Consider the following 21,674-nt stretch of genomic DNA (forward strand, 5'->3'; position numbering starts at 1 on the left):
ACCCGCCGGGCACGGCCGACACGGCCCGCAGCGTGCGGCCCAGAGCAGAAAGTGGATCATGACAACTCTGTCCGAACCCCAGCCGAAGCAGCAGGACGAGGCCGACACCCGGCTGCGAGTGGTGCTGATGCTGGAGATCCAGGACGGCGCCCAGCAGCGCTTCCTCGACGTGTACGAGCAGTTGCGCCACCAGGTGGCCTCGGTCCCCGGCCACGTCAGCGACCAGCTGTGCCAGTCGATCAACGACCCGCGCCAGTGGCTGATCACCAGCGAGTGGAAGGACCAGGAGACCTTCCTGGAGTGGGTGGACAGCCCGGCCCACCGGGAGATGGTCAAGCCGATGCACGGCTGCGTCAGCGACAACTTCCGCTCGCTGCGCTACGCCGTGCTGCGCGAGACCTCCGCCGCCGGCTCCACCGGCACCCGGGCACCGATGGAGGTGCCGCCCGGGCTGCCGCGCACCACCCCGGCCGGGCACGTCGGCCCGCCCAAGGCCCCGCCGGGCCCGGACGGCGTGGTCCGCCACGCGCTGACCTTCACCGTCAAGCCCGGCAGCGAGCCCGAGGTGGCCCGCATCCTCTCCGGCTACGCCTCCCCCCGGGCCGAGGTCGACGAGCACACCCGGCTGCGCCGCACCTCGCTGTTCATGCTCGGCAACCGGGTGGTCCGCGCCGTCGAGGTGATCGGCAACCTCGGCGACGCGCTGCGCCACGTGGCGATGCAGCCCGAGGTGCGGGCCGTCGAGGAGGCGCTGAACCCGCACCTGGAGGAGGCCCGGCAGCTGGGCGACCCGCAGGCCGCCAGGGCGTTCTTCGCCAGGGCCGCGCTGCCCGCCCGGCACCAGGCGATCGCCAGCTCCCCCGCCTCCGCCCGGCTGCACCGGCACGCCGTCCTCTACCCGGTCCGTCCGGGCCGCGGACAGGACGTCGCCGAGCTGCTGGCCGAGCACGACAACCTGGCCACCGCCGACCCGACCGGACCGGTCGCGGCCGCCACCGTCTTCCACCGCGAGGACGTGGTGGTGCGCCTGGTCGACCTGCGGGTGCCGGCCGAGGCCGACCCGGCCGCCGCCCTCGGCGTGGCCGACGACCGGCAGGCCGCCGTGCTCGCCGGACTGCTGGACCTCGGACCGCAGGGCGACCTGCGCACCGCCACCGGGCTCGGCGCCTTCCTCGCCGCCCGCGCCATGAACCCGGTCACCGACCGCAGTTCCGCCGACCCGATCAACAACTGACGCTCCGTCACATCACGGGAGAACTCCATGACCACCCAGTCCCCACGGATCGTCAGCGTCCACGACGCACCGGAGAACCGCCGCCACGGCGCCGAGCTGCGCACCATGCTCACCCCGACCAGCTGCGGCGCGACCAGCGGCTTCATGGGCCTGGCGATCGTCAAGCCCGGCGAGCGGATCCGCGAGCACTACCACCCGTACTCCGAGGAGTTCGTGTTCGTCGTCTGCGGCGACCTGGAGGTGGACCTGGACGGCGAGCCCCATCCGCTCAAGCCGGACCACGGCCTGATGATCCCGATCAACATGCGCCACCGCTTCCGCAACGTCGGCGACACCGAGGCCCGGATGGTCTTCCACCTCGGCCCGCTCGCCCCGCGCCCCGACCTCGGCCACGTGAGCACCGAGGGGACCGCGGCGTCCGGACCGCCGGAACACGCCAAGGTGGGCTCGTGACCCGGCGCGTCGCCGTCACCGGGATCGGTGTGGTCGCCCCCGGCGGGGTCGGCGTCCCGGCGTTCTGGGACCTGCTGACGGCCGGCCGCACCGCGACCCGGGGCATCACGCTCTTCGACCCCACCGGGTTCCGCTCCCGGATCGCCGCCGAGGTCGACTTCGACCCGGCGGCCCACGGACTGGGCCCGGCGGACGTCCAACGGGCCGACCGCTACGTGCAGTTCGCGATGGTCGCGGCCGACGAGGCGATCGCCGACGCCGGCCTGGACCTGGCCGCCGAGGACCCGTGGCGGATCGCCGTCTCGCTCGGCACCGCCGTCGGCGGCACCACCCGGCTGGAGCACGACTACGCCCTGGTGAGCGCGGCCGGATCCCGCTGGGACGTGGACCCCGGGCAGGCCGAGCCACAGCTGCACCGGGCCTTCGCCCCCAGCACCCTGGCCTCCGCGGTGGCCGAGCGGACCGGCGCGCACGGCCCGGTGCAGACCGTGTCCACCGGCTGCACCTCCGGCCTGGACGCGATCGGCTACGGCTTCCAGGCGGTCGAGGAGGGGCGCGCCGACATCTGCGTCGCCGGCGCCTCCGACTCCCCGATCTCGCCGATCACCGTCGCCTGCTTCGACGCCATCAAGGCCACCAGCGAGCGCAACGACGACCCGCAGCACGCCTCCCGCCCCTTCGACGCCGGCCGGGACGGCTTCGTGCTCGGCGAGGGCGGCGCCGTCCTGGTCCTGGAGGAGCTGGAGCACGCCCGCCGCCGCGGCGCCCGGATCTACGGCGAGATCGGCGGCTTCGCCACCTTCGGCAACGCCTACCACATGACCGGCCTCACCAAGGAGGGGCTGGAGATGTCCCGGGCGATCGACCACGCGCTCGTCCACGCCCGGGTGGACCGCACCGAGGTGGACTACGTCAACGCGCACGGCTCGGGCACCAAGCAGAACGACCGGCACGAGACCGCCGCGGTCAAGCGCTCGCTGGGCGCGCACGCCTTCAGGACGCCGATGAGCTCGATCAAGTCGATGGTCGGGCACTCGCTCGGCGCGATCGGCGCCATCGAGGTCGTCGCCTGCACCCTGGCGCTCGCCCACGGCGTCGTGCCGCCGACCGCCAACTACGAGACTCCGGACCCGGAGTGCGACCTCGACTACGTGCCGCGCACCGCGCGCGAGCTGCCGCTGAGCCACATCCTCTCGGTCGGCAGCGGATTCGGCGGATTCCAGTCCGCCGTCGTGCTCAACAGAACGGGGTGAGTTCCATGACGTCACGTCAGCAGGGCCGCCGGGCGGTGGTCACCGGCCTCGGCGTGGTGGCACCGAACGGAGTCGGGGCCGACGCCTTCTGGAAGGCCACCAGGCAGGGCGTGAGCGTCCTCGACCGGATATCCCGCGAGGGCTGCACCGGGCTTCCGCTCCGGATCGCGGGCCAGGTGAACGGGTTCGATCCGCAGTCGGCGATCGACAACCGCTTCCTGGTGCAGACCGACCGTTTCACGCACTACGCGATGGCCGCCGCCGACCTCGCGGTGGCGGACGCCGGGTTCCGGCCCGACCCGGAACAGCCCTTCGCGATCGGCGTGGTGACCGCGGCCGGCTCCGGCGGCGGCGAGTTCGGCCAGCGCGAGCTCCAGCAACTCTGGGGCCAGGGGCCGAAGTTCGTCGGCCCTTACCAGTCCATCGCCTGGTTCTACGCGGCCAGCACCGGCCAGATCTCGATCCGCGGCGGCTACAAGGGCCCCTGCGGAGTGGTCGCCAGCGACGAGGCCGGCGGGCTGGACGCCCTCGCACACGCCGTCCGCGCGATCGAGCGCGGCACCGACGCGGTGGTGGCCGGCGCCGCCGAGGCGCCGCTGGCGCCGTACTCGATGGTCTGCCAGCTCGGCTACTCCGAACTCAGCCTGGCCGAGCAGGCCGAGCTGGCGTACCTGCCGTTCACCGCGCAGGCCTGCGGCTTCGCCCCCGCCGAGGGCGGCGCGATGCTGCTGCTGGAGGACGAGCAGGCGGCCCGCCTGCGCGGCGCCCGGGTCCGGGCGGTGCTGGCCGGGCACGGCGCCACCTTCACCGGCGCCTCCCGCTGGGCGGAGTCCCGGGAGGGGCTGGCGGCCGCCATCCGGATCGCGCTGGACGAGGCCCGGATCGCGCCCGAGGAGATCGACGTGGTCTTCGCGGACGCCCTCGGGGTGCCGGCCGCCGACCGGGCGGAGGCCCTGGCACTGGCCGACGCCCTCGGCCCGGCCGCCGAGCGCGTCCCGGTCACCGCACCCAAGACCGGTACGGGACGGGCCTATTGCGGCGCCCCGCTGCTCGACGTGACCGCCGCCGTGCTGGCCATGGAGGACGGCGTGCTGCCGCCCACCCCCAATGTCACCGAGGTCTGCCACGACCTCGCCCTGGTGACCGGCCGCGCCCGCCCGGCCGAGCTGAACACCGCCCTGGTGCTCAGCCGCGGGCTGATGGGCTCCAACTCCGCGCTGGTCGTCCGGCGCGTGCGGCCCTGAACCACCCACACCTTCGAAGGGACACCCCCGTGAGCAACACCCTCAGTTATCCGGAACTCGCCGAGCTGCTCAAGGCCCGGGCGGGCGTCGCCGTCGACCCGGGCGACCTGGCGCGGCCGGGCGCGGAGTTCGACACCTTCGGCGTCGACTCGCTCGGCCTGCTCGGCGTGGTCGGCGAGCTGGAGAACCGGCACGGCCTCAAGGTCACCTCGGGCGCCGAATCGGCCAAGACCCCCGCCGAGTTCCTGGAGCTGATCAACTCCTCCCTCGCCACGAAGGCTGGTGCCTGAGATGCCCGGACACACCGACAACGAGATCGTCATCGCCGCTCCGCTCGACCTGGTCTGGGAGATGACCAACGACCTGGAGAACTGGCCGCAGCTGTTCAGCGAGTACGCCTCGGTGGAGGTGCTGGACCGGCAGGACAGCCTCGTCCGGTTCCGGCTCACCATGCACCCCGACGAGAACGGCCAGGTGTGGAGCTGGGTCTCCGAGCGGGAGACCGACCGGGACGCGCTCTCGGTGCGCGCCCGCCGGGTCGAACCCGGCCCGTTCGAGTTCATGGAGATCCGCTGGGAGTACGCCGAGGTGCCGGCCGGCACCAGGATGCGCTGGATCCAGGACTTCGCGATGAAGCCGACCGCCCCGGTCGACGACGCCGGCATGACCGGCCACATCAACCGGAACTCGAAGATCCAGATGCAGCTGATCCGGGAGAAGGTCGAGAAGCGGGCGGCGGAGCTGTGACCGGCGTCCACCGGGCACTGATCGTCGCCCGGATGAAGCCCGAGGCCGCACCGGACATCGCCGAGGTGTTCGCCGAGTCCGACCAGGGCGAACTGCCGCACCTGATCGGCGTCACCGGCCGCAGCCTCTTCCAGTTCGGCGACGTCTACCTGCACCTGATCGAGGCCGACCGCCCGCCGGGCCCGGCCGTCGCCAAGGTCGTCGGGCACCCGGACTTCCGGACCGTCAGCGACCGCCTGACCGCCTACGTGCAGGCGTACGACCCGGCCACCTGGCGGGAGCCGAAGGACGCGATGGCGCGGGAGTTCTACCGCTGGGACCGCTGACCCGGCGCCTCCCCGATGGGCCCGCCCCCGGCCGTGCGCCGGGGGCGGGCCCACGCGTGCCCGGCCGCAGCGCCCCGGATCGGCCCGGAGCGGATCGGCCCGTCCCGGATCCGGCCGCCCCGGATTCACCCGGATCGCCCGGCCGTACGGGTGAACACTCCCGGGACTCCACCCGAAGGGCGCACGCTGCGTACCGGCGCTGCCACACTCCGGTGGCAGTCGGCCGCACGGTGGATGACCGTGGATCAGGCGCAACCCCCGCGAGTCCTCTTGCCCGGCACCGTGCCGGCAGTCGCGGTCCTGCGCACCGGAAGGATCATCCTCATGCGTTCTGCACGCACACTGCTCGCCGGGGCGGCCGTCGCCGCCATGATCACCGTCGGTACCCCCATGGCCTTCGCCGACGGTGCCGCCGACCAGGGCAAGAACCTGACCTGGCAGGAGAAGCAGGACAAGTCCGAGAAGACCTCCGACAACTCCAAGGCCACCGACGACAACAGGGGCGGTGCCGCCTCCGAGGAGCACAAGGGCGCCGACGAGCGCAAGGGCACCGACGAGCACAAGGGCACCGAGGAACACAAGGGCACCGACGAGCACAAGGGCACCGAGGCCAAGGACGAGGACCACAAGAGCCCGCACGGCGGCGTGCACACCGGCGGCGGCGGTCTCGCGCTGTCCGGCAGCGGGCTCGCCTCCGGCGCGGTGCTGCTGCTCGGCGGCCTCGGGGCGGGCGCGTACGCCCTGCGCCGCGGCCGCCGCACCACCGGCGCGGTCGCCTGACGCCGGGGCACCCTGCTTCCGCCGCCTCCGGGCGCCTCCCCGCGCGGGGCTGGCGCACCGGGGGCGGTGGGCCGTCGTGGAACAGGTCGAGCGGAGGACAGGAATGACGGGCGGTCCCGCCTCTGGAACACCCCGGCTGCTGCGCGCGGGGATGGGCGCGGCAGCGGTCGGGCTGCTGCTGATCTACAACTCGGTGGACACCGGCTCGGACGCCGGCGCGGAGGACGGCCGGCCCGCTCCCCCGGCGGCCGCCGCGCCGACCGTCCCCGGTCCCGCGGGCGCCGCGGACGCGGACGCGGCGCCGCAGACGCCGGCGCTCAAACGCGCCAAGCCGACCCGGCTGCGGATCCCGCAGATCGCCGTGGACGCGCCGTTCACCGAACTGGCCGTCAACCCGGCCGGCCAGCTCGACGCGCCACCACCGGACGACAAGAACCTGGTGGGCTGGTACCGGGACGGCGTCACCCCGGGGGAGCGCGGCAGCGCGGTCCTGGCCGGGCACGTGGACACCGCCAAGGGCCCGGCGGTGTTCCTGCTGCTGAGCTTCCTGCTGCCGGGCAACAAGGTCGAGGTGAGCCGCGCGGACGGGACGGTCGCGGTGTTCTCGGTCGACTCGGTGGAGACCTTCGCCAAGAACGCCTTCCCCGACGCCAAGGTGTACGGCAGGACCCCGGACGCCCAGCTCCGGCTGATCACCTGCGGCGGCACCTACGACAAGAAGCGGCGGGACTACCTCGACAACGTCGTGGTCTTCGCCCACCTGGAGTCCTCGCACCCGGGCTGACCCGCCCCGCCCCTGCCGGGAGCGCGACGACCGCCGGCCCCCTTCGCTCGGGGGCCGGCGGTCGCGCGTGCCGGTGGTCGTAACGTCGTACGGGCGTACTGTCGTACGGCGGCGGCTCAGCCGGTCACGAGGGCCTCGAAGGCGTGCAGGTAGGGGTTGACCGGGCGGACCGCGGTGACGGTCAGTCCGGCCTCCGCCATCAGCCCGACCATGCTCTCCTCGGAGTGCTTGGCACCGCCCACGTTGAGCATCAGCATCAGGTCCATCGCGGTGGTGAACCGCATCGAGGGGCTGTTGTCGACCAGGTTCTCCACCACCACGACACGGGCGCCGGAGCCGGCCGCCTTGACCACGTTGGCCAGGGTGCGGCGAGTGCTGTCGTCGTCCCACTCCAGGATGTTCTTGATGATGTAGAGGTCGGCGCGGACCGGGATCTCCATCCGGCAGTCGCCCGGCACCAGGCGGGCCCGGGCGGAGAAGGCGCCGCCGTCCTGGAGCCTCGGGTCGGCGCCCGCCACCACCTTGGGCAGGTCCAGCAGGGTGCCGTGCAACGCCGGGTGCTTCTCCAGCAGGCTGGCCAGCACGTGGCCCTGGCCGCCGCCGATGTCCGCCACCGAGTCGATGCCGGTGAGGTCCAGGTACTCGGCGAAGTCCTCGGCGGACTGCCGGCTGGAGGTGGTCATCGCCTTGTCGAAGACCTTCGCCGAGTCGCCCGCGTCGCTGTGCAGGTAGTCGAAGAACTCCTTGCCGAACAGCTCGGGGAAGACGTTGCGGCCGGAGCGCACGGCCTCGTCCAGCTTCGGCCAGGCCTCCCAGGTCCAGGGCTCGGTGCACCAGAGGGAGATGTAGCGCAGCGAGTTGGGGGCGTCCTCGCGCAGCAGCCGGGACATCTCGGTGTGCTCGAAGCGGTCGTCGCCGCTCGCCTCGAAGATGCCGTAGCAGGCGAGCGCGCGCATCAGGCGGCGCAGCTGGCGGGGCTCGGTGTCGAGTGCGACGGCGAGGTCGGTGACGGTGGTCGGGGTGTCGCCGAGCACGTCGGCGACACCGAGCCGGGCGGCCGCGCGGACGGCGGCGGCGCAGGCGGCGCCGAAGACGAGTTCGCGCAGGCGCATCGCGGCCTGGGGGCTGGTATGGGCGGGTGCGGTGGTCATGGCGGGTTCCTCGGGTCCTTGGGGGTTCCTGGGGCGGCGGGCGGCGAGGGGCGAGGGGCCGGCGGCGGGAGCGGGAGTGGGAGCGGGGAGCGACGGGCCGGCGGCCCGGGTGAGGGGGCGCCGGGGCTCAGCAGCGGCCGGCCGGCTCGGAGCGCTCGCAGGTGTTGCGGGCGAAGGTGTTGTCGGCGCCGGCGTCGCGGTCGGCGAGGTCGGCCGGACCGTTGCCGCTCAGTTCGTTGTCGGTGATCACGGCGCGGGCGTTGGAGACGCCGACGACGCTCCGGAAGAGGACGATGCCGCCGGAGAAGTCCGAGGTGCCCGTGTTGTCGCGGACCTCGTTCTCCGTCACCCGGGTGTCCTCGGTGCCGGTGAGCACGATGCCGGCGCCCTGGATGGCGCCCAGGCGCGGGTTGGCCGGGCAGAACTTGTTGTTGCCGACGACGGTGTTGCGCCGGACGTCGAGGTTCCCGGCGCGGGGCACGCCCTCGTCGCCGACCACGAAGACGCCGGCGCAGTTGCCGCTGATCCCGTTGTCCTGGACGGCCAGCCCGCGCAACCGGCGGACGGTGACGCCCACCCGGTTGCCGGTCAGCTCGTTGCCCTCGATGACGGTGCCGCCGGTGTCGGGCGAGCCGCCCTCGCGGTAGGCGTAGTTGGCGAGGAAGACGCCGGACTGGCCGTTGTCGGTCGAGCGGTTGCCGCGGATGACGGCCCGGGTGGACATCTCCTGGCTGATGCCCTGCTGGGCGTTGTCGTGGACGTAGGTGCCGCTGACGGTCAGACCGGTGGTGCCGCTGGCGTCGATGCCGTTCTTGCGGAAGCCGGTGACGGCGAGGCCGTGGACGGTGACGTCGGACAGCGGGTGCTCCTCGGTGCCGACCACGCAGATGCCGTGGCCGGCGGCGGCGCAGGCGTTCTCGGTGCCGTCCCCCGGGACGATCACGCTGTCCCGGCCGGCGCCGCGCAGGGTGATGCCGGGGGTGGTGATGCGGACGCTGCCCCGGTAGGTGCCGGGGAACAGCTGGACGGTGTCACCGGGCCGGGCGGCGTCGACCGCCCGCTGAATCGATTCTCCTGGCCGGACGTGGTGCAGCGGGAGGCCACCGTCGGCGCGGGCCGCGGGGGCGGCGGCCAGGGCGGCGAGGACGGTGGTCAGGGCGGTGGCGGCGGCGGTGGCCGCGGCGAGGTGGTGGACCCGTCGCGTGGACATGAGTGGTGACCTGTTTCTTTCGGCGCGCGCGGTGTTCGTGCGGGTGTCGTGGTCCCCCGCACGGGCCGGCGGTATGGGCTGACGCGCTGTGCGCGGGCGGTGACGGCCGGTGGGTGCGGCCGTGTCGACGGTACGGGCGGCCGGATGGGCCCGCCACCAGGGCTGGGCTGCGGGACTGACGGGGCGTCGACCGGAGGTGGGACGGCCCGGCGTGGCGCGGGGTGGTGGGGGTCGGGCGTGCCGTACGGCGGGTGGGCGGCGGCAGTCGTGGCGACGCGCCCGACCACGGGGGCGGTCGGGCGCGTCGGGCGCTTCGGCAGCGGGCTCGGCGGGCGCGTCGGCAGCGGGCGCTTCGGCAGCGGGCTCGGCGGGTGCTTCGGCAGCGGGCTCGGCGGCCCGGGGTCAGCCCGCGGCCGGGGCCTGCGGCCCGAGGCGGACGGGCAGCGCGGCGAGGTGCCAGGCGGCCGGGTTCGGTCCGCGCTCGACGGCCTCCGGGCCGACCGCGAGAGCCAGCCGCGGGTACGTCCGCAGCAGCGTGTCGAAGGCGACGACGGCCTCTTGGTGCGCCAGCACCGAGCCCAGGCACCGGTGGGTGCCGTGGCCGAAGCCCAGGTGCGCCTCGTGGTGCCCCGCGCGGTCCGGCGCGCTCGCCCGGCAGACGTCCAGGCGCTCCGGTTCGGCGTAGACCCGCGGGTCGTGGTTGGCCCCGGCGAGGATCGGCATCACCGCCTCGCCCTTGCGGATCGGGGTGCCGGCCAGGGTGAGGTCCTCCGTCGCGTAGCGCGGCACCCCGCCGATGGTCGGGCCGCACCAGCGCATCAGCTCGTCGACGGCGGCGGGCAGCAGGCCCGGGTCGGACCGGACCAGTGCCAGCTGTTCGGGGTGGGCGAGCAGCGCGGCCGTGCCGTTGCCGATCAGGGTGGCGGTGGTCTCGTGCCCGGCCACGATCAGGTTGAGGATCAGCGAGACGGTCTCCACCGGGGCGAGGGTGTCGCCCTCCGCGGCGGCCAGCCGGGAGAGCAGGTCCTCGGCCGGTTCGGCCCGGCGGCGCCCGACCAGGTCGCGGGCGGCGGTCACCATGGCGCGCAGCGCCTCGTCCAGGCCGGGCCCGGCGCCCCGGCCGAGGTAGGAGCTCCAGCGACGCCACTGCGGGCGGTCGGCCTCGGGGATCCCGAGCAGCTCGCAGATCACCGTGACGGGCAGCGGGTAGGCGAAGTGCGCCACCAGGTCGACCACGCCGTCCGGGCCGGCGTGCCGGGGCAGCGCCCGGGCGTACTCCTCGGCGAGCCGCTCGATCCGGGGCCGCAGGCGCTCCACCGCACCGGCCGTGAAGGCGGGGTGCACCAGCCCGCGCATCCGGCGGTGCCGGGCGCCGTCCGCGCCGAAGACCCCGGCGCGGAGGTACTTCGCGCACTCCGGCGGCATGCCGCGGGCGCGCCAGACCTGCTCGGTGCGGTGCGCGGGGACGGGGGCGGGGGCGGCGGGCTCGTCCGCCGGGCCGGACGGGTCGGCGGCGGTGCCCACGGCGCCGACGGCTTCCGCGGCGAGGACGTCCGTGGTGGCGTCCGTGGTGGCGGCGGCGGTGGCGAGCTCGTCGGCGACGGGGCCGTCGACGGCGTTCACGTCGTTGACGAAGCGCGGGTCGGACAGCACGGTGCGGACGTCCTGGTAGCGGACGGCGATCCAGAAGGGCTCCACGCCGGGGATGGTGGCGCGGGCGAGCGGGGCGCGCTCGCGCAGGTCGGCGAAGGCGGTGAAGGGGTCGCGGATCAGGTGGTCGGCGCGCAGGTCGACGGTCTCGACCGGTTCGGCGGTGCTCACGGCTGCCTCCTCAGGAGTCGCGAAGTCCATCTGGTCACGGATCGTGACGGAGGCGGGTGGGGTGGTCCCCGGGTTCCGGCCCGGATTCACTCGATCGAGCACAGTGAATCGTTTCTCCGGCCCCCGGCCGACCCTCCCGGGCCACCCCGCCCCGGCCACCCCGCTCCGCTCCGCCCGGCCCGGCCCGCCCGACACCCCGGTCCGGGCGCGTGGCATGCTCGGGGCCATGACCACCGTGCACGTACCGCCCGTCGCCGCCCTCCGCAACCCGATCGGCGCCCACGTCCCGGTGGCCGCGCGCGGACTGGCCGGCACCGGCCTGGCGTACGCGGCCCGGGTCGGCGCGGAGACGGTGCAGGTGTTCGTGGCCAACCCGCGCGGCTGGGCCACTCCCCCGGGCAACCCGGCCCAGGACGAGGAGTTCCGCACCGCCTGCGCCGAACGGGGCGTCCCGGCCTGGGTGCACGCGCCGTACCTGATCAACTTCGGCTCGGACAACCCGGCCACCCGCGAACGCTCAGCCGAGTCGCTGCGGCACTCGCTGCGCCGCGGCCACGCCATCGGCGCGCTCGGTGTCGTCCTGCACACCGGCTCGGCGGTCGGCACCGCGCCCGGCGGCGGCTCGCGCCGGGCCGAGGCGATGGCGCAGGTCCGGACGGACGTCCGGCCGCTGCTGGAGGAGCTGGACGGGCTGGGCGACGACGCGCCCTGGCTGCTGCTGGAGCCGACGGCGGGCCAGGGCAGCTCGCTCTGCTCGCGGCTGGAGGAGCTGGCCGCGTACATGGCGGCGCTGGACCATCACCCGAAGGTGGGAGTCTGCCTGGACACCTGCCACGCCTTCGCCGCCGGGCACGACCTGGCGGAGCCGGGCGGGGTGACGGCCGCGCTGGACGCCCTGGCCGCCGCGGCCGGTCCGGGCCGGCTGCGGCTGATCCACGCCAACGACTCCGAGGACGTGGTCGGCGCCCGCAAGGACCGGCACGCCAACATCGGCGCCGGGATGATCGGCGCCGAGCCGTTCCGCGAGCTGTTCGAGCACCCGGAGACGGCCGGGGTGCCCCTGGTGGTGGAGACCCCGGACCGCAAGCACGGCGGGGACGGCACCGGGCACGCGATGGACATCGCGGTGCTGAAGGAACTGCGGGACCGGGCGGCGGTCCGCGGCCCTGTCCCGCGGGACAGGGCGGCGGGCCGCGGCCCCGGAACCCGTCCGGCGCACCTGCGGGAGCCGGCCGCCGCGGGACGGCCGTGAGCCCGGAGGCCGACGGGCGGTCTCCGGGCTCGGGGGGCGGGGATCAGCAGCCGCAGTCGCTCTCGCTGTGCTCGGAGTAGTTGAACCAGGTGGCGTGCGGGCCGACCAGGCCGACGCCCGCGGAGCCGGACTCCAGGTGCTGTCCCTCCGACTGCGTCGGAGCGAAGCCCCCCGCCATGGCCGAGGTCGGGACCGCCACCACGGCACCGGCCACGGCGACGATCACGGCGAGCTTGCGGATCTTCCCACGAAGCGACATCTGATGTCCTTTGGTTCGTCTCTGGTCCTCAACCCGCGCCCCCGACCGGCCTGTTCGGCCGCCCGACGGGCCGGGCGGCGCCCCACCGGGGGCGCCGCGCCAACGTTGGCACACGAACGCGCGGCTTCGGGCGCGCGCCGCAACCGGGCTGAGGCGTTCGGGTGAGGCAACTCCCCCGGCCGGGCGAATCCGGGCGTACGTCGAGGAATCCGGGCGTACCCGCGTGAATCCGGTCGAACGGCCGGACGGAGGGGGCCGGACGAGTACCCGTCCGGCTGCCCCGCGGCCGCAAGTCTTGCGGTGATGGACCGGGCGAACTGAACAAATCCCGGCGATTTGGTGCAAGGTGCCGCCCGGTCCGAGCATGAACGGTCGCTCCACGACGCTCCACCGAGCGCGAGCACCAGCAGGAGCAGCACCACGAAAGGCGCACCACCCTCATGCAGACCAGTCCCGCCGCACCCCGGCAGGCGACCCGACCGAGCGGCCCGGAGACCCCGGGACCCGTCGGCTCCCCGCCGGACGGCCCCGCGCCCCGGACCACCGGCCGCCGCTTCGGGCTGCTGACCGCCACCGCCCTGGTGATGGGCAACATCATCGGCGGCGGCATCTTCATGATCCCCGCCGCCGTGGCCCCGTTCGGGACGGTCAGCCTGGCCGCCTTCGGAGTGCTCACCGTGGGCGCGATCGCGCTGGCGCTGGTCTTCGGACAGCTCGCCCGCCGCAACCCGCGCACCGGCGGGCCGTACGTCTACGCCCGCGAGGCCTTCGGGGACTTCGCCGGCTTCCTGTCCGCGTGGTCGTACTGGATCACCACCTGGGTCAGCAACGCCGCGCTCGCCGTGGCCGCCGTCGGGTACCTGGACGTACTGCTGCCGCTCCACCACTCCATCCCGCTGGAGATCACCGCCGCGCTGGCCTTCCAGTGGCTGCCGGCCCTGGCCAACCTGGCCGGCACCCGCTACGTCGGGGCCGTCCAACTCGTCTCCACCGTGCTGAAGTTCATTCCGCTGCTGCTGGTCTCGGTGGGCGGCCTGTTCTTCTTCGACCCGAAGAACCTCGGGCCCTTCGACGCCACCGGCCACGGCTGGGCGGGCGGCATGACCGCCGCCGCGGCGATCCTGCTGTTCAGCTACCTGGGCGTGGAGTCGGCCGCGATGAGCGCCGGCAAGGTCCGCGACCCGGAGCGCAACGTCGGCCGGGCCAGCGTGCTCGGCACCACCGGTGCGGCGGTGGTCTACCTGCTCGGCACCATCGCGGTGTTCGGCACCGTGGCGCACCAGCAACTCGTCCACTCCGCCGCGCCGTTCTCGGACGCCGTGGACGCCATGTTCGGCGGCAGCTGGGGCGGCACGGCGATCGCCGTCGCCGCGCTGGTCTCGATGACCGGCGCCCTCAACGGCTGGACCCTGCTCTCCGCCCAGGCCCCGTACGCGGCCGCCAAGGACGGCCTGTTCCCGGCCGCCTTCGGCAAGGAGCGGCGCGGGGTGCCGGCCTTCGGCGTGCTGGTCAGCGTGGCACTGGCCTCGGCGCTGACCGTGGTCAACTTCGCCAGCGGCGCGAAGGGCGCCTTCGACATGCTGGTGCTGGTCACCACCTTCACCGCCACCGTGCCGTACCTGCTCTCCACCGCCGCCCAGCTGTACTGGCTGGTGCGCGGGGCGGGCGAGAAGGTCGACCGCGGGCGACTGGTGCGCGACGCCGTCCTCGGCCTCGGCGCCTTCGCCTTCTCGCTCTGGCTGCTCGCCGGGGCCGGCTACGCCGCCGTCTACCAGGGCGTGCTGTTCCTGTTCGCGGGCATCCTGGTCTACGTCTGGATGGCGGGCCGCCGCCGCGACTGAATCCCCCGGCGGCAGCCGGAAAACCGGACACACCACCCCGAACCCCCGTGACGTACGCCGGACTTGTCCGGTGCACGTCCGATGTGCACGAGGATTTCACTTCCCGGGTCTACCCGCGTAGGTGACCGGATCGCCACACTGGCGCACGCAATTCAGCAGTTCTTCCGATCTGATGATGGAGCGTCCGCCATGGCCCCCACCGCACCCATGCGCCGGTTCCTGTCCTGCATACCGGCTGCCGCCGCCCTCGCCGCCGCGACCGTGCTCACGGCCGGCACCCCCGCCCAGGCCGCCCTGCCGACCCCGATCTCCGCGGCCACCGCCCGCAGCTACCTCGCCGCGATGCCCGCCACCGCTGAGACCCACGGGGACACCTACGACCGCACGCTGTTCCCGACCTGGATCACCATCAGCGGCACCTGCGACACCCGCGAGTGGGTCGTCAAGCGGGACGGCAGCAACGTCGCCACCGACACCTCCTGCAAGGCGACCAGCGGCAACTGGTCCTCGCCGTACGACGGCGCCACCACCACCAACGCCTCCTCCTTCGACGTCGACCACCTGGTGCCGCTCTCCGAGGCCTGGGCCTCCGGCGCCTGGGCCTGGACCACCGCACAGCGCCAGGCCTTCGCCAACGACGTCACCCGCCCCCAGCTGCTGCTGGTCTCCGCGAGCAGCAACCGCTCCAAGGGCGACCGCGACCCGGCCGAGTGGCTCCCCCAGGCCTCCTACCGCTGCACCTACGCCCGCGCCTGGGTGCAGGTGAAGCAGTACTACGGCCTGGGCGTGGACAGCGCCGAGAAGACCGCGCTCACCGGCATCCTCGACAACTGCTGACCCGGAAACCCCTGCGGCCCGGCGCTCACCCCGCGCCGGGCCGCGGTGCCGCGCACGGGCGCGGCGACGGCGCCGGGCGGGCGCGGCACGGTCAGTCGGGCGAGTCGGCACGGTCAGTCGATCGAGTCGGCCGGGAAGTCGACCGGGTAGGCCTCGGCGAAATCGGCCGAACGGGCCACCTCGCGCCACCTGGTGTCCTCCTCCAGGAGCCGCCGGTCCATGGCGATCGAGCCCTCGACGGCGTTGACCCCGAGCGGCAGGTGGTGGGGGATGTCGCGCCGCTTGGCCACCCGGACCAGGATCTCGGCCGCCCGGACCGGGTCGCCCGCGGCGCCGTCGCCCCCCTGCCGCAGCCGCCTGTTCACGGCGCCGACCGTCTCGTCGTAGGCCTCCGGGACGTCGTGGACGACCATCGAGGAGCCTGCCCAGTCGGTGCGGAAGCCGCTGGGTTCCACCACCAGCACCCGCACGCCGAACGGCGCGGTCTCGGCGCGCAGCACCCGGCTGAACCCGTCGATGGCGAACTTCGCCGCCTGGTACGAGGCGATGCCCGGGGATCCGCCGACCCGCCCGCCCATCGAGGAGAACTGCACGACCAGACCGCCCTTCTGCTCGCGCAGCAGCGGGAGCGCGGCCTTGGTGACGTGGTAGACGCCCCAGAAGTTGGTCTCGAACTGGGCGCGGAAGTCGGCGTCCTCGGTGGTCTCGATCGGCGAGACGTTGGCGTAGCCGGCGTTGTTCACCAGCACGTCGATCCGGCCGAAGGCGGCGTGCGCCTCGGCGAGGGCGGCCCGGGCGGCCGCCGGGTCGGTGACGTCCAGCGCGATCGGGCGGATCCGGTCGCCGAACTCCTCCGCGAGGTCCGCGAGTTGCTCGGGGCGGCGGGCGGTCGCGGCCACCCGGTCGCCGGCTTCGAGTGCGGCGCGGACGAGGGCGCGACCGAAGCCGCGCGAGCTGCCGGTGATGAACCAGGTCTGTTCCGTGCTCTGTTCCGTGTTCTGCTCCATGCCTTCTAGTAAAACATCGTTGCGTTATTAGCGCAACGGTGTTGCGGTATTACGGCAACGGTGTTGCCCTACCATGGGCGGGTGGATGCAGCATCGGAGTTCCAGCGCGCACGCTCACCCGAGGCCAAACGCCGGCGCGAGGCCGCGATCCTGGCCGCGGCCCGCTCGCTCGGCCACGAGCACGGCATCAGGGACGTCACCCTGACCGACATCGCCGCCGCGGTGGGAATGCACAAGTCGGCGCTGCTGCGGTACTTCGAGACCCGCGAGGAGATCTTCCTGCGGCTCACCGCCGAGGGCTGGGCGGAGTGGTCGGACGCGCTGACCGCGCGGCTGCGGGAGAGCGCGGAGCCGGGCCCGGCCGCCGTGGCGCGGGCCTTCGCCACCACGCTCGCCGCCCGCGGGATGTTCTGCGACCTGCTCGCCCACGCCCCGCTCAACCTCGAACGCAACGTCTCGCTCGACGCGGTGCGCGACTTCAAGCTCGCCACGCTCGCCGCGCGCGAACCGATCGGCGCGGCCGTCCGCGAACAACTGCCCGCGCTGGACGACCAGGACGTCACCGACCTGATCGCCACCGCCGTCTCCCTCGCCGGGGCCATGTGGCAGATCGCGAACCCGGGCGCCGAGGTCGCCGCCCTCTACCGCACCGACCCCCGGCTGGCGCACGCCGTCATCGAGGTCGAACCCCGGCTCGCCCGCATCCTGACCGCCACCGTCACCGGGCTGGCCGCCGGCCGGGCCGAGCCGCTCGGCTGACCCACCCGCCCGGCCCGTTCGACCCGCGCCGACTCCCTTTCCGGTGCACTCGGATGGATCATCTGACGTGCCGCACAAGGGATTTGACTCTAGGTTCCGGTGCCAGGGGGTCAACCGAGCGGAAGGCTGTTTCTGGCATGGCTGGCAAATTCGAGTTAAATCGTCGCTTTCACTAAGGCTCGCCAGGAGCCTTCGATTTTACCCATCTCCGCAGGTCAGCGGGCTCACGGAGATGTTCGAAGGCCTCAGCTTTCACTCGCCTTCTCCGGTCTTCACCGCCGCCAGTTCCCCACTACATCCCCACCGAGGATGGCAACCCGACTCCTGTCAGGCACCGTCGACACTACGACGTGGACAGTTCTACGCACCAGGACCGAGTTGCTGAGAAGTGCCATCCGGTCGCGATTCCCAATCCTGGCTGGAGCGACGCTACTTCGCGATCCGCCATGACAGCACCGAACCATAGGAACAGTACCGGGCCGCGGGTACCAGCACTTCCCGCTTGCCACTCGATCCCGAGCAACTTCCCGCCCAATGTTGCCGGACTGCCCCCCATCACCCTTCACGGGCTGTGCCAAAGCACCGCCGGCCTCACCCACGCAGGCGGCGCCGAGCCCAAGGACATCTCCGACCAGCTCGGCCACTCCGGCATCCAGATCACCATGGACACCTACACCACCATCTTCGAGGAGGCTAAGCAGCCCCAGGCCGAAGCCGCCCTTGCCGTCGTCCCCCGCGCCGACCGACCCGCCTCCGAGGCCGCTGCGGAAGCGGCGCCGGACACTCAGCCCACCCCGGCCGAGGCTCCTGCACCCGTCCCGGCGCAGTCCACCCTGCCCCCCACGCCGACCACCGTGCCGACTCCGGCCCCGGTTCCCGCCCCGAGCAGCGGCGGGCGGCTCGCCGCGCTGCGCCGGGCCCGTGAGAAGAAGGCCGCGCTCGCGACCAAGGCCACCGAGCCCGCGCCCGTCTGAACCTCCCCCACGGGGCGGTGACCTCCACGGTCACCGCCCCGTCCGCGTGCCTGCCCGCCGCAGGTCCTACTCCGCGCCCGCCGCGGTCTCCCCCGGCTCGGGAAGGGCCAGGCGCCGGGACAGGTCGCGGTAGATGGTGGATTCGTACTCGCGCAGCTCTTCGAGGTAGGACCGCCATACGGTGTCGCGCTCCGGTCCTTGATGGGCGGTCGCCTGGTAGAACTCCTCCAGGTAACCGGTCATGAGCCGCCCCCAGCACTGGGTATTGCCCCACCATGCCCGCAAGATCTTCTCCAACGACTCAAGATCCACGAACTGTGCACAAGGCAGCACGGCCAGCTTGGCCACGGCCTGGCCGAGGTCAAAGCTACGGGCCTTCGCCAGGAGGTCAGGCAGGTACGGCGTGTAGTAGGCATCCGGACGGCGGTTGATCGCATCCGCCATGTTCAAGTAGTCCAGCCCGGTGAAGGCCTTCTCCAGCTCGGGAAGACGCTGCCGCAGTTCGGGGTAGGTGACCAGACCAAGGGCCTTGATCTCGACACCTGCGAGCGACTTCACCGGGTCTGCGCCCTTCTTCCCGATCTGCTCGATTCGGGACGCGAACAGCCCGCTCAAGGTCTCAGGCATGGCCTTCCAAAACGCCGAGAGGTTGCCCAGGCGGGCAAGTGCCGCAAGCTGTACGGCGGGCTCGACTTTGCCGAGCTTCTCCATCTGCTTGGCCACCGCCAGCTCGACCAAGCCCATGTCCCGGTCGGCGAAGCAGCGCAGGCACTCTGCCATCCGGTCCGCGAGTTGGTCGGCGGGCAACGCGATGCTGGCGTCGGCGATCTGGAGGACCGCGAACTTCGCGGCGAAGTCGACCACCTTGTTGCGGGCCGCCGGTCGGACCCGGTCGAAGTAGGTGTGGGTGAGGTGCCCGGTGTTCAGGACGAAGCCAGGGTCGGCGACGTGGGCGGCGAAGCTTGTCTGGACCTTGCGGCCCTGGCTCGGCGGGTGGATCAGCACAGCGTCCAGGGCCGCCACGAGGTGGGCGCGGGCGTACTCGGTGGTCGGCTCGTACAGCTCGCCGAGGGGCCGCAGGGACGGGTGGGCGCTCTGGTGGCGGTCTTCGCGCAGCCGGTCCAGCTGGACGTGCTGAGAACGGTCGATCAGCTCCAGCTTCAGCGCGGCGTCGAGGATGTCCCGCTCGACATCGAGCATCTTCTTCACGCCGTCTCGCCGCTGCTTCTCATCGGTGGCGGCAACAAGTTGCTGGGCCTTCTCCACCTCCTCGGCAAGGGCCCGGGCGTCCGACTCGCCGTCGTCGCTGAGAGCCTGCGCCTCGGCGATCAGGTCCGCGCAGACGGCGGTCCAGGTGAGAACGATCGCGGCGCGCGGGATGCCGGTGGCGTAGGCGCGGTGGGCGTCCTGAACCAGGGGGCGGACGTCGGGGTTGTGCACCCGGGTCAGGAGGTGTTCAAGGTCGATCACAGGTTGTTCGTCCTCCCCGCGCCCCGGACCGAGAGGCCGCGGGGCTCACCTCGGTGCGGAGCAGCTGCTCGTCGGCCGACGTCGAGTCGCCGGCGCGCTCACGGCCAGCAGCTTGCCAGATGTCCACTCGCCTACGCCATGTCCACTAGAAGTCCACTGGCGGGTGATTCTCGGCGTAGTGGCGGGCTGTCAGCGCACCCGGTGCTCTACAGTCCCAATCGAGGCTCTGGGGAATTCCCCCTGGTCAGAGCACCCATTTCGGTGACTCACCGTCGGTTTTGCACGGTGGGGCGGGTGGGACTCGAACCCACGAACAAGGGATTATGAGTCCTGCGACCGCTTTAACCGGGGTTCACTACCTTCCCCTGATTTTCCCTGTTTTCCCAGGTCAGAGGCCCTGGGGTCATCTTTGGCCGTCTCCGGCTTTCACTGGTTTTCACGGCCCTTCACTGGCGCCACGTCCACTCAATGTCCACTCGAAGACCGGCTTTCCGGGGGTGCGCCGGTCGCCCTGTGCGCCCACCTGCGACTGACGTCAAGTCAGAACACGCCACCACGAACGGGTGACGCATCCCTCGACGCCGCCGCGGATCCGGCAGCACCCACAACCGCTCCACCAGCGGTAACCCCGCCACGCCATCCAGAGCGGGCGACCTGAGCCGACGATGTCCTCGACCCCTCGCCCACCTCTGCCGATAGATCTCCGGTGCAGGCCACCGGGGTGGGACGCCGCCGGGCGAACCGTCAGGTTGCGCCCGGACCCCTGGCGGACCGGAGCAGCGCCTCCAGCTCAGACACCATGTACGGCGGTACCTCATAGCGGCCTCGCATGGCCCGCAGCCGCATGCGAAGGCGAAGGGTTTCACCCTCGAAGGCGAGGACCCTCTCGGTAAGTTCGTCGAGGCTCTTCTGCAGGTGACGCCCGTACCCAAGTGCTGTGGCGAGGTGCGCGAACTGCTCTGCGGCGTAAGCTTCCTGGCGGGCGAGCGTAGTGATTTCCTCCGGGGTGAACAGATCTTCAATGAACGAGGGGCAGTCCCCATAGGTAACGGACGTTACTTTCATGCGCGTGTGGTAGATGAGCTGCCTCACCATGCCGGCTTGCCACTCCTCCAGGTTGCGGCTGTGCCGGACACACTGCTGGATCGCTGCCGATAGCTGCTCGTGCGAGATCATGAACAACTGGCGCAGCACCTCACGTTGCCCCCGTTGCAGCATCTCCCGCTCCCATGCAAAGGGAAGGTTCCGAAGGGGCAAGTACCCATCCAGCGGCGCTGTCGGACCCTGCTCGGGTGGCATGAGGGGCTGTCCCGGCGGTGGGATCTCCGCTTCGGTCAGCGCCACATTCATCAGGTAGTCGATGGCCAGCATATGGAGCTCGGGGGCCAGTTCGACGGTCTCGACTATGTCGATGGCGATGTGCAGCAGAGCCAACGTGTCAGAGTTGGCGAGCCCACCGGAGGCCATGATGTCGAGGCTGGACCGATGGGCGGCGACCAACTCAGACCAGTTGCCGCCCTCCTCCGTGGCCCCGACCGTGTTGCAAGCCAGGCCGAAGACCCAGAACCTAGTCCACTGGGCGCCGATGGGCTCTCGCCCTCCCATCAGGTGGAACTGCCGCACATCGATCATTGCTCTTCCGCCTCCGCACGCAGTCGGCCAACCATGTCTGCGGCAATGCGCTCCGCTACGTGTGAAGGGAATCCACGGCCCTCCAACTCGGCAGCCACCCAACGCTCCTCAGCCGCACGCTGCTCGCTGGTCGAGTTACGCAACAACGGCAGATACTGCTCCAGTAGACGCAGGGCCTCCACCGCCAGCTCGGCACCGTCACCGTCCGGTGCCTCGGCCGAGCGGCGGAGCAGCGCCCGGATCCGCCTGGAGGCGCTCTCCTTGACGGCGTCCCCGAGGGCCTGTGTCAGGCCTGCCACGAAGGCACTCACCGTCGCGGCTACCAGCGCAGTGATGGCCGCCTCAGGGAGGAAGTTGCGGGCCACACTGTCAGACTGCGAGTAATCGGCCTGATCCGCGACCGCGTCGTAGAGATCCACGAAGAGCGATTCTGCATCCATGCCAGCCATAGTCTCAGCAACTTCCGCACCACCAAATCCAGTTGCGAGAATCCCCTGCAAGCGGACACGGCTCGGTGACCGAAACATGGTCCTCGCGATATGAGGGGGTGTGTCCAGTGAACGGTGTAACTCGGTTGGGTTGAGTTAGCGGCGGCCGGCGGAGAGTCGGCCGTCGAAGGCGATCTCGAAGGCGTTCAACG

General features: G+C 72.4%; 22 protein-coding genes. 14 read left to right on the forward strand and 8 right to left on the reverse strand.

Features of this window, described 5'->3' with window-relative positions; genetic code table 11:
- The first annotated feature begins 58 nt into the window (after positions 1 to 58).
- From ACGFSC_RS17695 to ACGFSC_RS17735, 9 genes are all read left to right on the forward strand, one after another.
- Complete coding sequence (locus tag ACGFSC_RS17695; RefSeq protein WP_359912321.1) at positions 59 to 1,234, forward strand: SchA/CurD-like domain-containing protein; 1,176 nt, start codon at positions 59 to 61, stop codon at positions 1,232 to 1,234.
- 27 nt (positions 1,235 to 1,261) lie between these two features.
- Positions 1,262 to 1,687, forward strand: a complete 426-nt coding sequence (locus tag ACGFSC_RS17700; protein WP_359912324.1) for a cupin domain-containing protein — start codon at positions 1,262 to 1,264, stop codon at positions 1,685 to 1,687.
- Positions 1,684 to 2,940 carry a beta-ketoacyl-[acyl-carrier-protein] synthase family protein gene (locus tag ACGFSC_RS17705; protein ID WP_359912327.1) on the forward strand — a complete coding sequence of 419 codons (1,257 nt, stop codon included), beginning with the start codon at positions 1,684 to 1,686 and terminating at the stop codon, positions 2,938 to 2,940. Before ACGFSC_RS17700 ends, ACGFSC_RS17705 begins: the two co-directional genes overlap by 4 nt.
- 5 nt (positions 2,941 to 2,945) lie before the next feature.
- Positions 2,946 to 4,184: a beta-ketoacyl synthase N-terminal-like domain-containing protein gene (locus ACGFSC_RS17710; RefSeq protein ID WP_359912330.1), complete on the forward strand. Its 1,239-nt coding sequence runs from the start codon at positions 2,946 to 2,948 to the stop codon at positions 4,182 to 4,184.
- A gap of 29 nt (positions 4,185 to 4,213) precedes the next feature.
- Complete coding sequence (locus ACGFSC_RS17715) at positions 4,214 to 4,474, forward strand: acyl carrier protein (protein ID WP_359912333.1); 261 nt, start codon at positions 4,214 to 4,216, stop codon at positions 4,472 to 4,474.
- A 1-nt stretch (position 4,475) separates the two neighbouring features.
- A complete protein-coding gene (locus ACGFSC_RS17720; protein WP_359912336.1) occupies positions 4,476 to 4,931 on the forward strand; it encodes an SRPBCC family protein in 456 nt (151 codons plus the stop codon).
- Positions 4,928 to 5,257, forward strand: coding sequence for a TcmI family type II polyketide cyclase (locus ACGFSC_RS17725; protein ID WP_359912339.1), 330 nt, complete (start codon positions 4,928 to 4,930; stop codon positions 5,255 to 5,257). The genes ACGFSC_RS17720 and ACGFSC_RS17725 overlap by 4 nt, the downstream gene beginning before the upstream one ends.
- A gap of 324 nt (positions 5,258 to 5,581) precedes the next feature.
- Complete coding sequence (locus ACGFSC_RS17730) at positions 5,582 to 6,037, forward strand: hypothetical protein (protein WP_359912342.1); 456 nt, start codon at positions 5,582 to 5,584, stop codon at positions 6,035 to 6,037.
- Positions 6,038 to 6,140: 103 nt separating this feature from the next.
- Complete coding sequence (locus tag ACGFSC_RS17735; protein ID WP_359912345.1) at positions 6,141 to 6,821, forward strand: class F sortase; 681 nt, start codon at positions 6,141 to 6,143, stop codon at positions 6,819 to 6,821.
- A 116-nt stretch (positions 6,822 to 6,937) separates the two neighbouring features.
- Here the strand turns inward: ACGFSC_RS17735 and ACGFSC_RS17740 are convergent, their stop codons facing one another.
- The 3 genes from ACGFSC_RS17740 to ACGFSC_RS17750 all read right to left on the reverse strand — a co-directional run bounded on the left by ACGFSC_RS17740 (position 6,938) and on the right by ACGFSC_RS17750 (position 11,003).
- The gene (locus ACGFSC_RS17740; RefSeq protein ID WP_359912348.1) at positions 6,938 to 7,972 is read right to left on the reverse strand and encodes a methyltransferase; all 1,035 of its coding nucleotides are present in this window, start codon (positions 7,970 to 7,972) and stop codon (positions 6,938 to 6,940) included.
- Between the two features lie 127 nt (positions 7,973 to 8,099).
- Positions 8,100 to 9,182, reverse strand: a complete 1,083-nt coding sequence (locus ACGFSC_RS17745) for a right-handed parallel beta-helix repeat-containing protein (RefSeq protein WP_359912351.1) — start codon at positions 9,180 to 9,182, stop codon at positions 8,100 to 8,102.
- Between the two features lie 402 nt (positions 9,183 to 9,584).
- Positions 9,585 to 11,003: a cytochrome P450 gene (locus tag ACGFSC_RS17750; RefSeq protein WP_359912354.1), complete on the reverse strand. Its 1,419-nt coding sequence runs from the start codon at positions 11,001 to 11,003 to the stop codon at positions 9,585 to 9,587.
- A gap of 226 nt (positions 11,004 to 11,229) precedes the next feature.
- Here ACGFSC_RS17750 and ACGFSC_RS17755 point away from each other — a divergent pair, with 226 nt between their 5' ends.
- The gene (locus tag ACGFSC_RS17755; protein WP_359912357.1) at positions 11,230 to 12,255 is read left to right on the forward strand and encodes a deoxyribonuclease IV; all 1,026 of its coding nucleotides are present in this window, start codon (positions 11,230 to 11,232) and stop codon (positions 12,253 to 12,255) included.
- A gap of 43 nt (positions 12,256 to 12,298) precedes the next feature.
- On the opposite strand, the gene ACGFSC_RS17760 is transcribed toward ACGFSC_RS17755, so the two are convergent.
- Positions 12,299 to 12,514, reverse strand: coding sequence for a hypothetical protein (locus ACGFSC_RS17760; RefSeq protein WP_359912359.1), 216 nt, complete (start codon positions 12,512 to 12,514; stop codon positions 12,299 to 12,301).
- 440 nt (positions 12,515 to 12,954) lie between these two features.
- On the opposite strand from ACGFSC_RS17760, the gene ACGFSC_RS17765 reads away from it, so the two are divergent.
- On the forward strand, positions 12,955 to 14,355 hold the full coding sequence (locus ACGFSC_RS17765) for an amino acid permease (protein WP_359912362.1): 1,401 nt from the start codon (positions 12,955 to 12,957) through the stop codon (positions 14,353 to 14,355).
- A 189-nt stretch (positions 14,356 to 14,544) separates the two neighbouring features.
- Positions 14,545 to 15,192, forward strand: a complete 648-nt coding sequence (locus ACGFSC_RS17770) for an HNH endonuclease family protein (RefSeq protein ID WP_359912365.1) — start codon at positions 14,545 to 14,547, stop codon at positions 15,190 to 15,192.
- 113 nt (positions 15,193 to 15,305) lie between these two features.
- Here the strand turns inward: ACGFSC_RS17770 and ACGFSC_RS17775 are convergent, their stop codons facing one another.
- Positions 15,306 to 16,199, reverse strand: coding sequence for an SDR family NAD(P)-dependent oxidoreductase (locus ACGFSC_RS17775; protein ID WP_359912368.1), 894 nt, complete (start codon positions 16,197 to 16,199; stop codon positions 15,306 to 15,308).
- Positions 16,200 to 16,280: 81 nt separating this feature from the next.
- Between ACGFSC_RS17775 and ACGFSC_RS17780 the strand changes: the two genes are divergently transcribed.
- The gene (locus tag ACGFSC_RS17780) at positions 16,281 to 16,958 is read left to right on the forward strand and encodes a TetR family transcriptional regulator (RefSeq protein WP_359912371.1); all 678 of its coding nucleotides are present in this window, start codon (positions 16,281 to 16,283) and stop codon (positions 16,956 to 16,958) included.
- Positions 16,959 to 17,620: 662 nt separating this feature from the next.
- Positions 17,621 to 17,932 carry a hypothetical protein gene (locus tag ACGFSC_RS17785; protein WP_359912374.1) on the forward strand — a complete coding sequence of 104 codons (312 nt, stop codon included), beginning with the start codon at positions 17,621 to 17,623 and terminating at the stop codon, positions 17,930 to 17,932.
- Positions 17,933 to 17,998: 66 nt separating this feature from the next.
- On the opposite strand, the gene ACGFSC_RS17790 is transcribed toward ACGFSC_RS17785, so the two are convergent.
- From ACGFSC_RS17790 to ACGFSC_RS17800, 3 genes are all read right to left on the reverse strand, one after another.
- Positions 17,999 to 19,402 carry a hypothetical protein gene (locus ACGFSC_RS17790; protein WP_359912376.1) on the reverse strand — a complete coding sequence of 468 codons (1,404 nt, stop codon included), beginning with the start codon at positions 19,400 to 19,402 and terminating at the stop codon, positions 17,999 to 18,001.
- A gap of 744 nt (positions 19,403 to 20,146) precedes the next feature.
- Positions 20,147 to 21,034, reverse strand: a complete 888-nt coding sequence (locus ACGFSC_RS17795; protein ID WP_359912378.1) for a hypothetical protein — start codon at positions 21,032 to 21,034, stop codon at positions 20,147 to 20,149.
- Positions 21,031 to 21,474, reverse strand: coding sequence for a hypothetical protein (locus tag ACGFSC_RS17800; RefSeq protein ID WP_359912380.1), 444 nt, complete (start codon positions 21,472 to 21,474; stop codon positions 21,031 to 21,033). The genes ACGFSC_RS17795 and ACGFSC_RS17800 overlap by 4 nt, the downstream gene beginning before the upstream one ends.
- Positions 21,475 to 21,674 lie beyond the last annotated feature (200 nt).

Origin of the sequence: Kitasatospora sp. NPDC048715, from assembly GCF_043198905.1 — a bacterium.
Lineage (GTDB): Bacteria > Actinomycetota > Actinomycetes > Streptomycetales > Streptomycetaceae > Kitasatospora > Kitasatospora lactacystinica.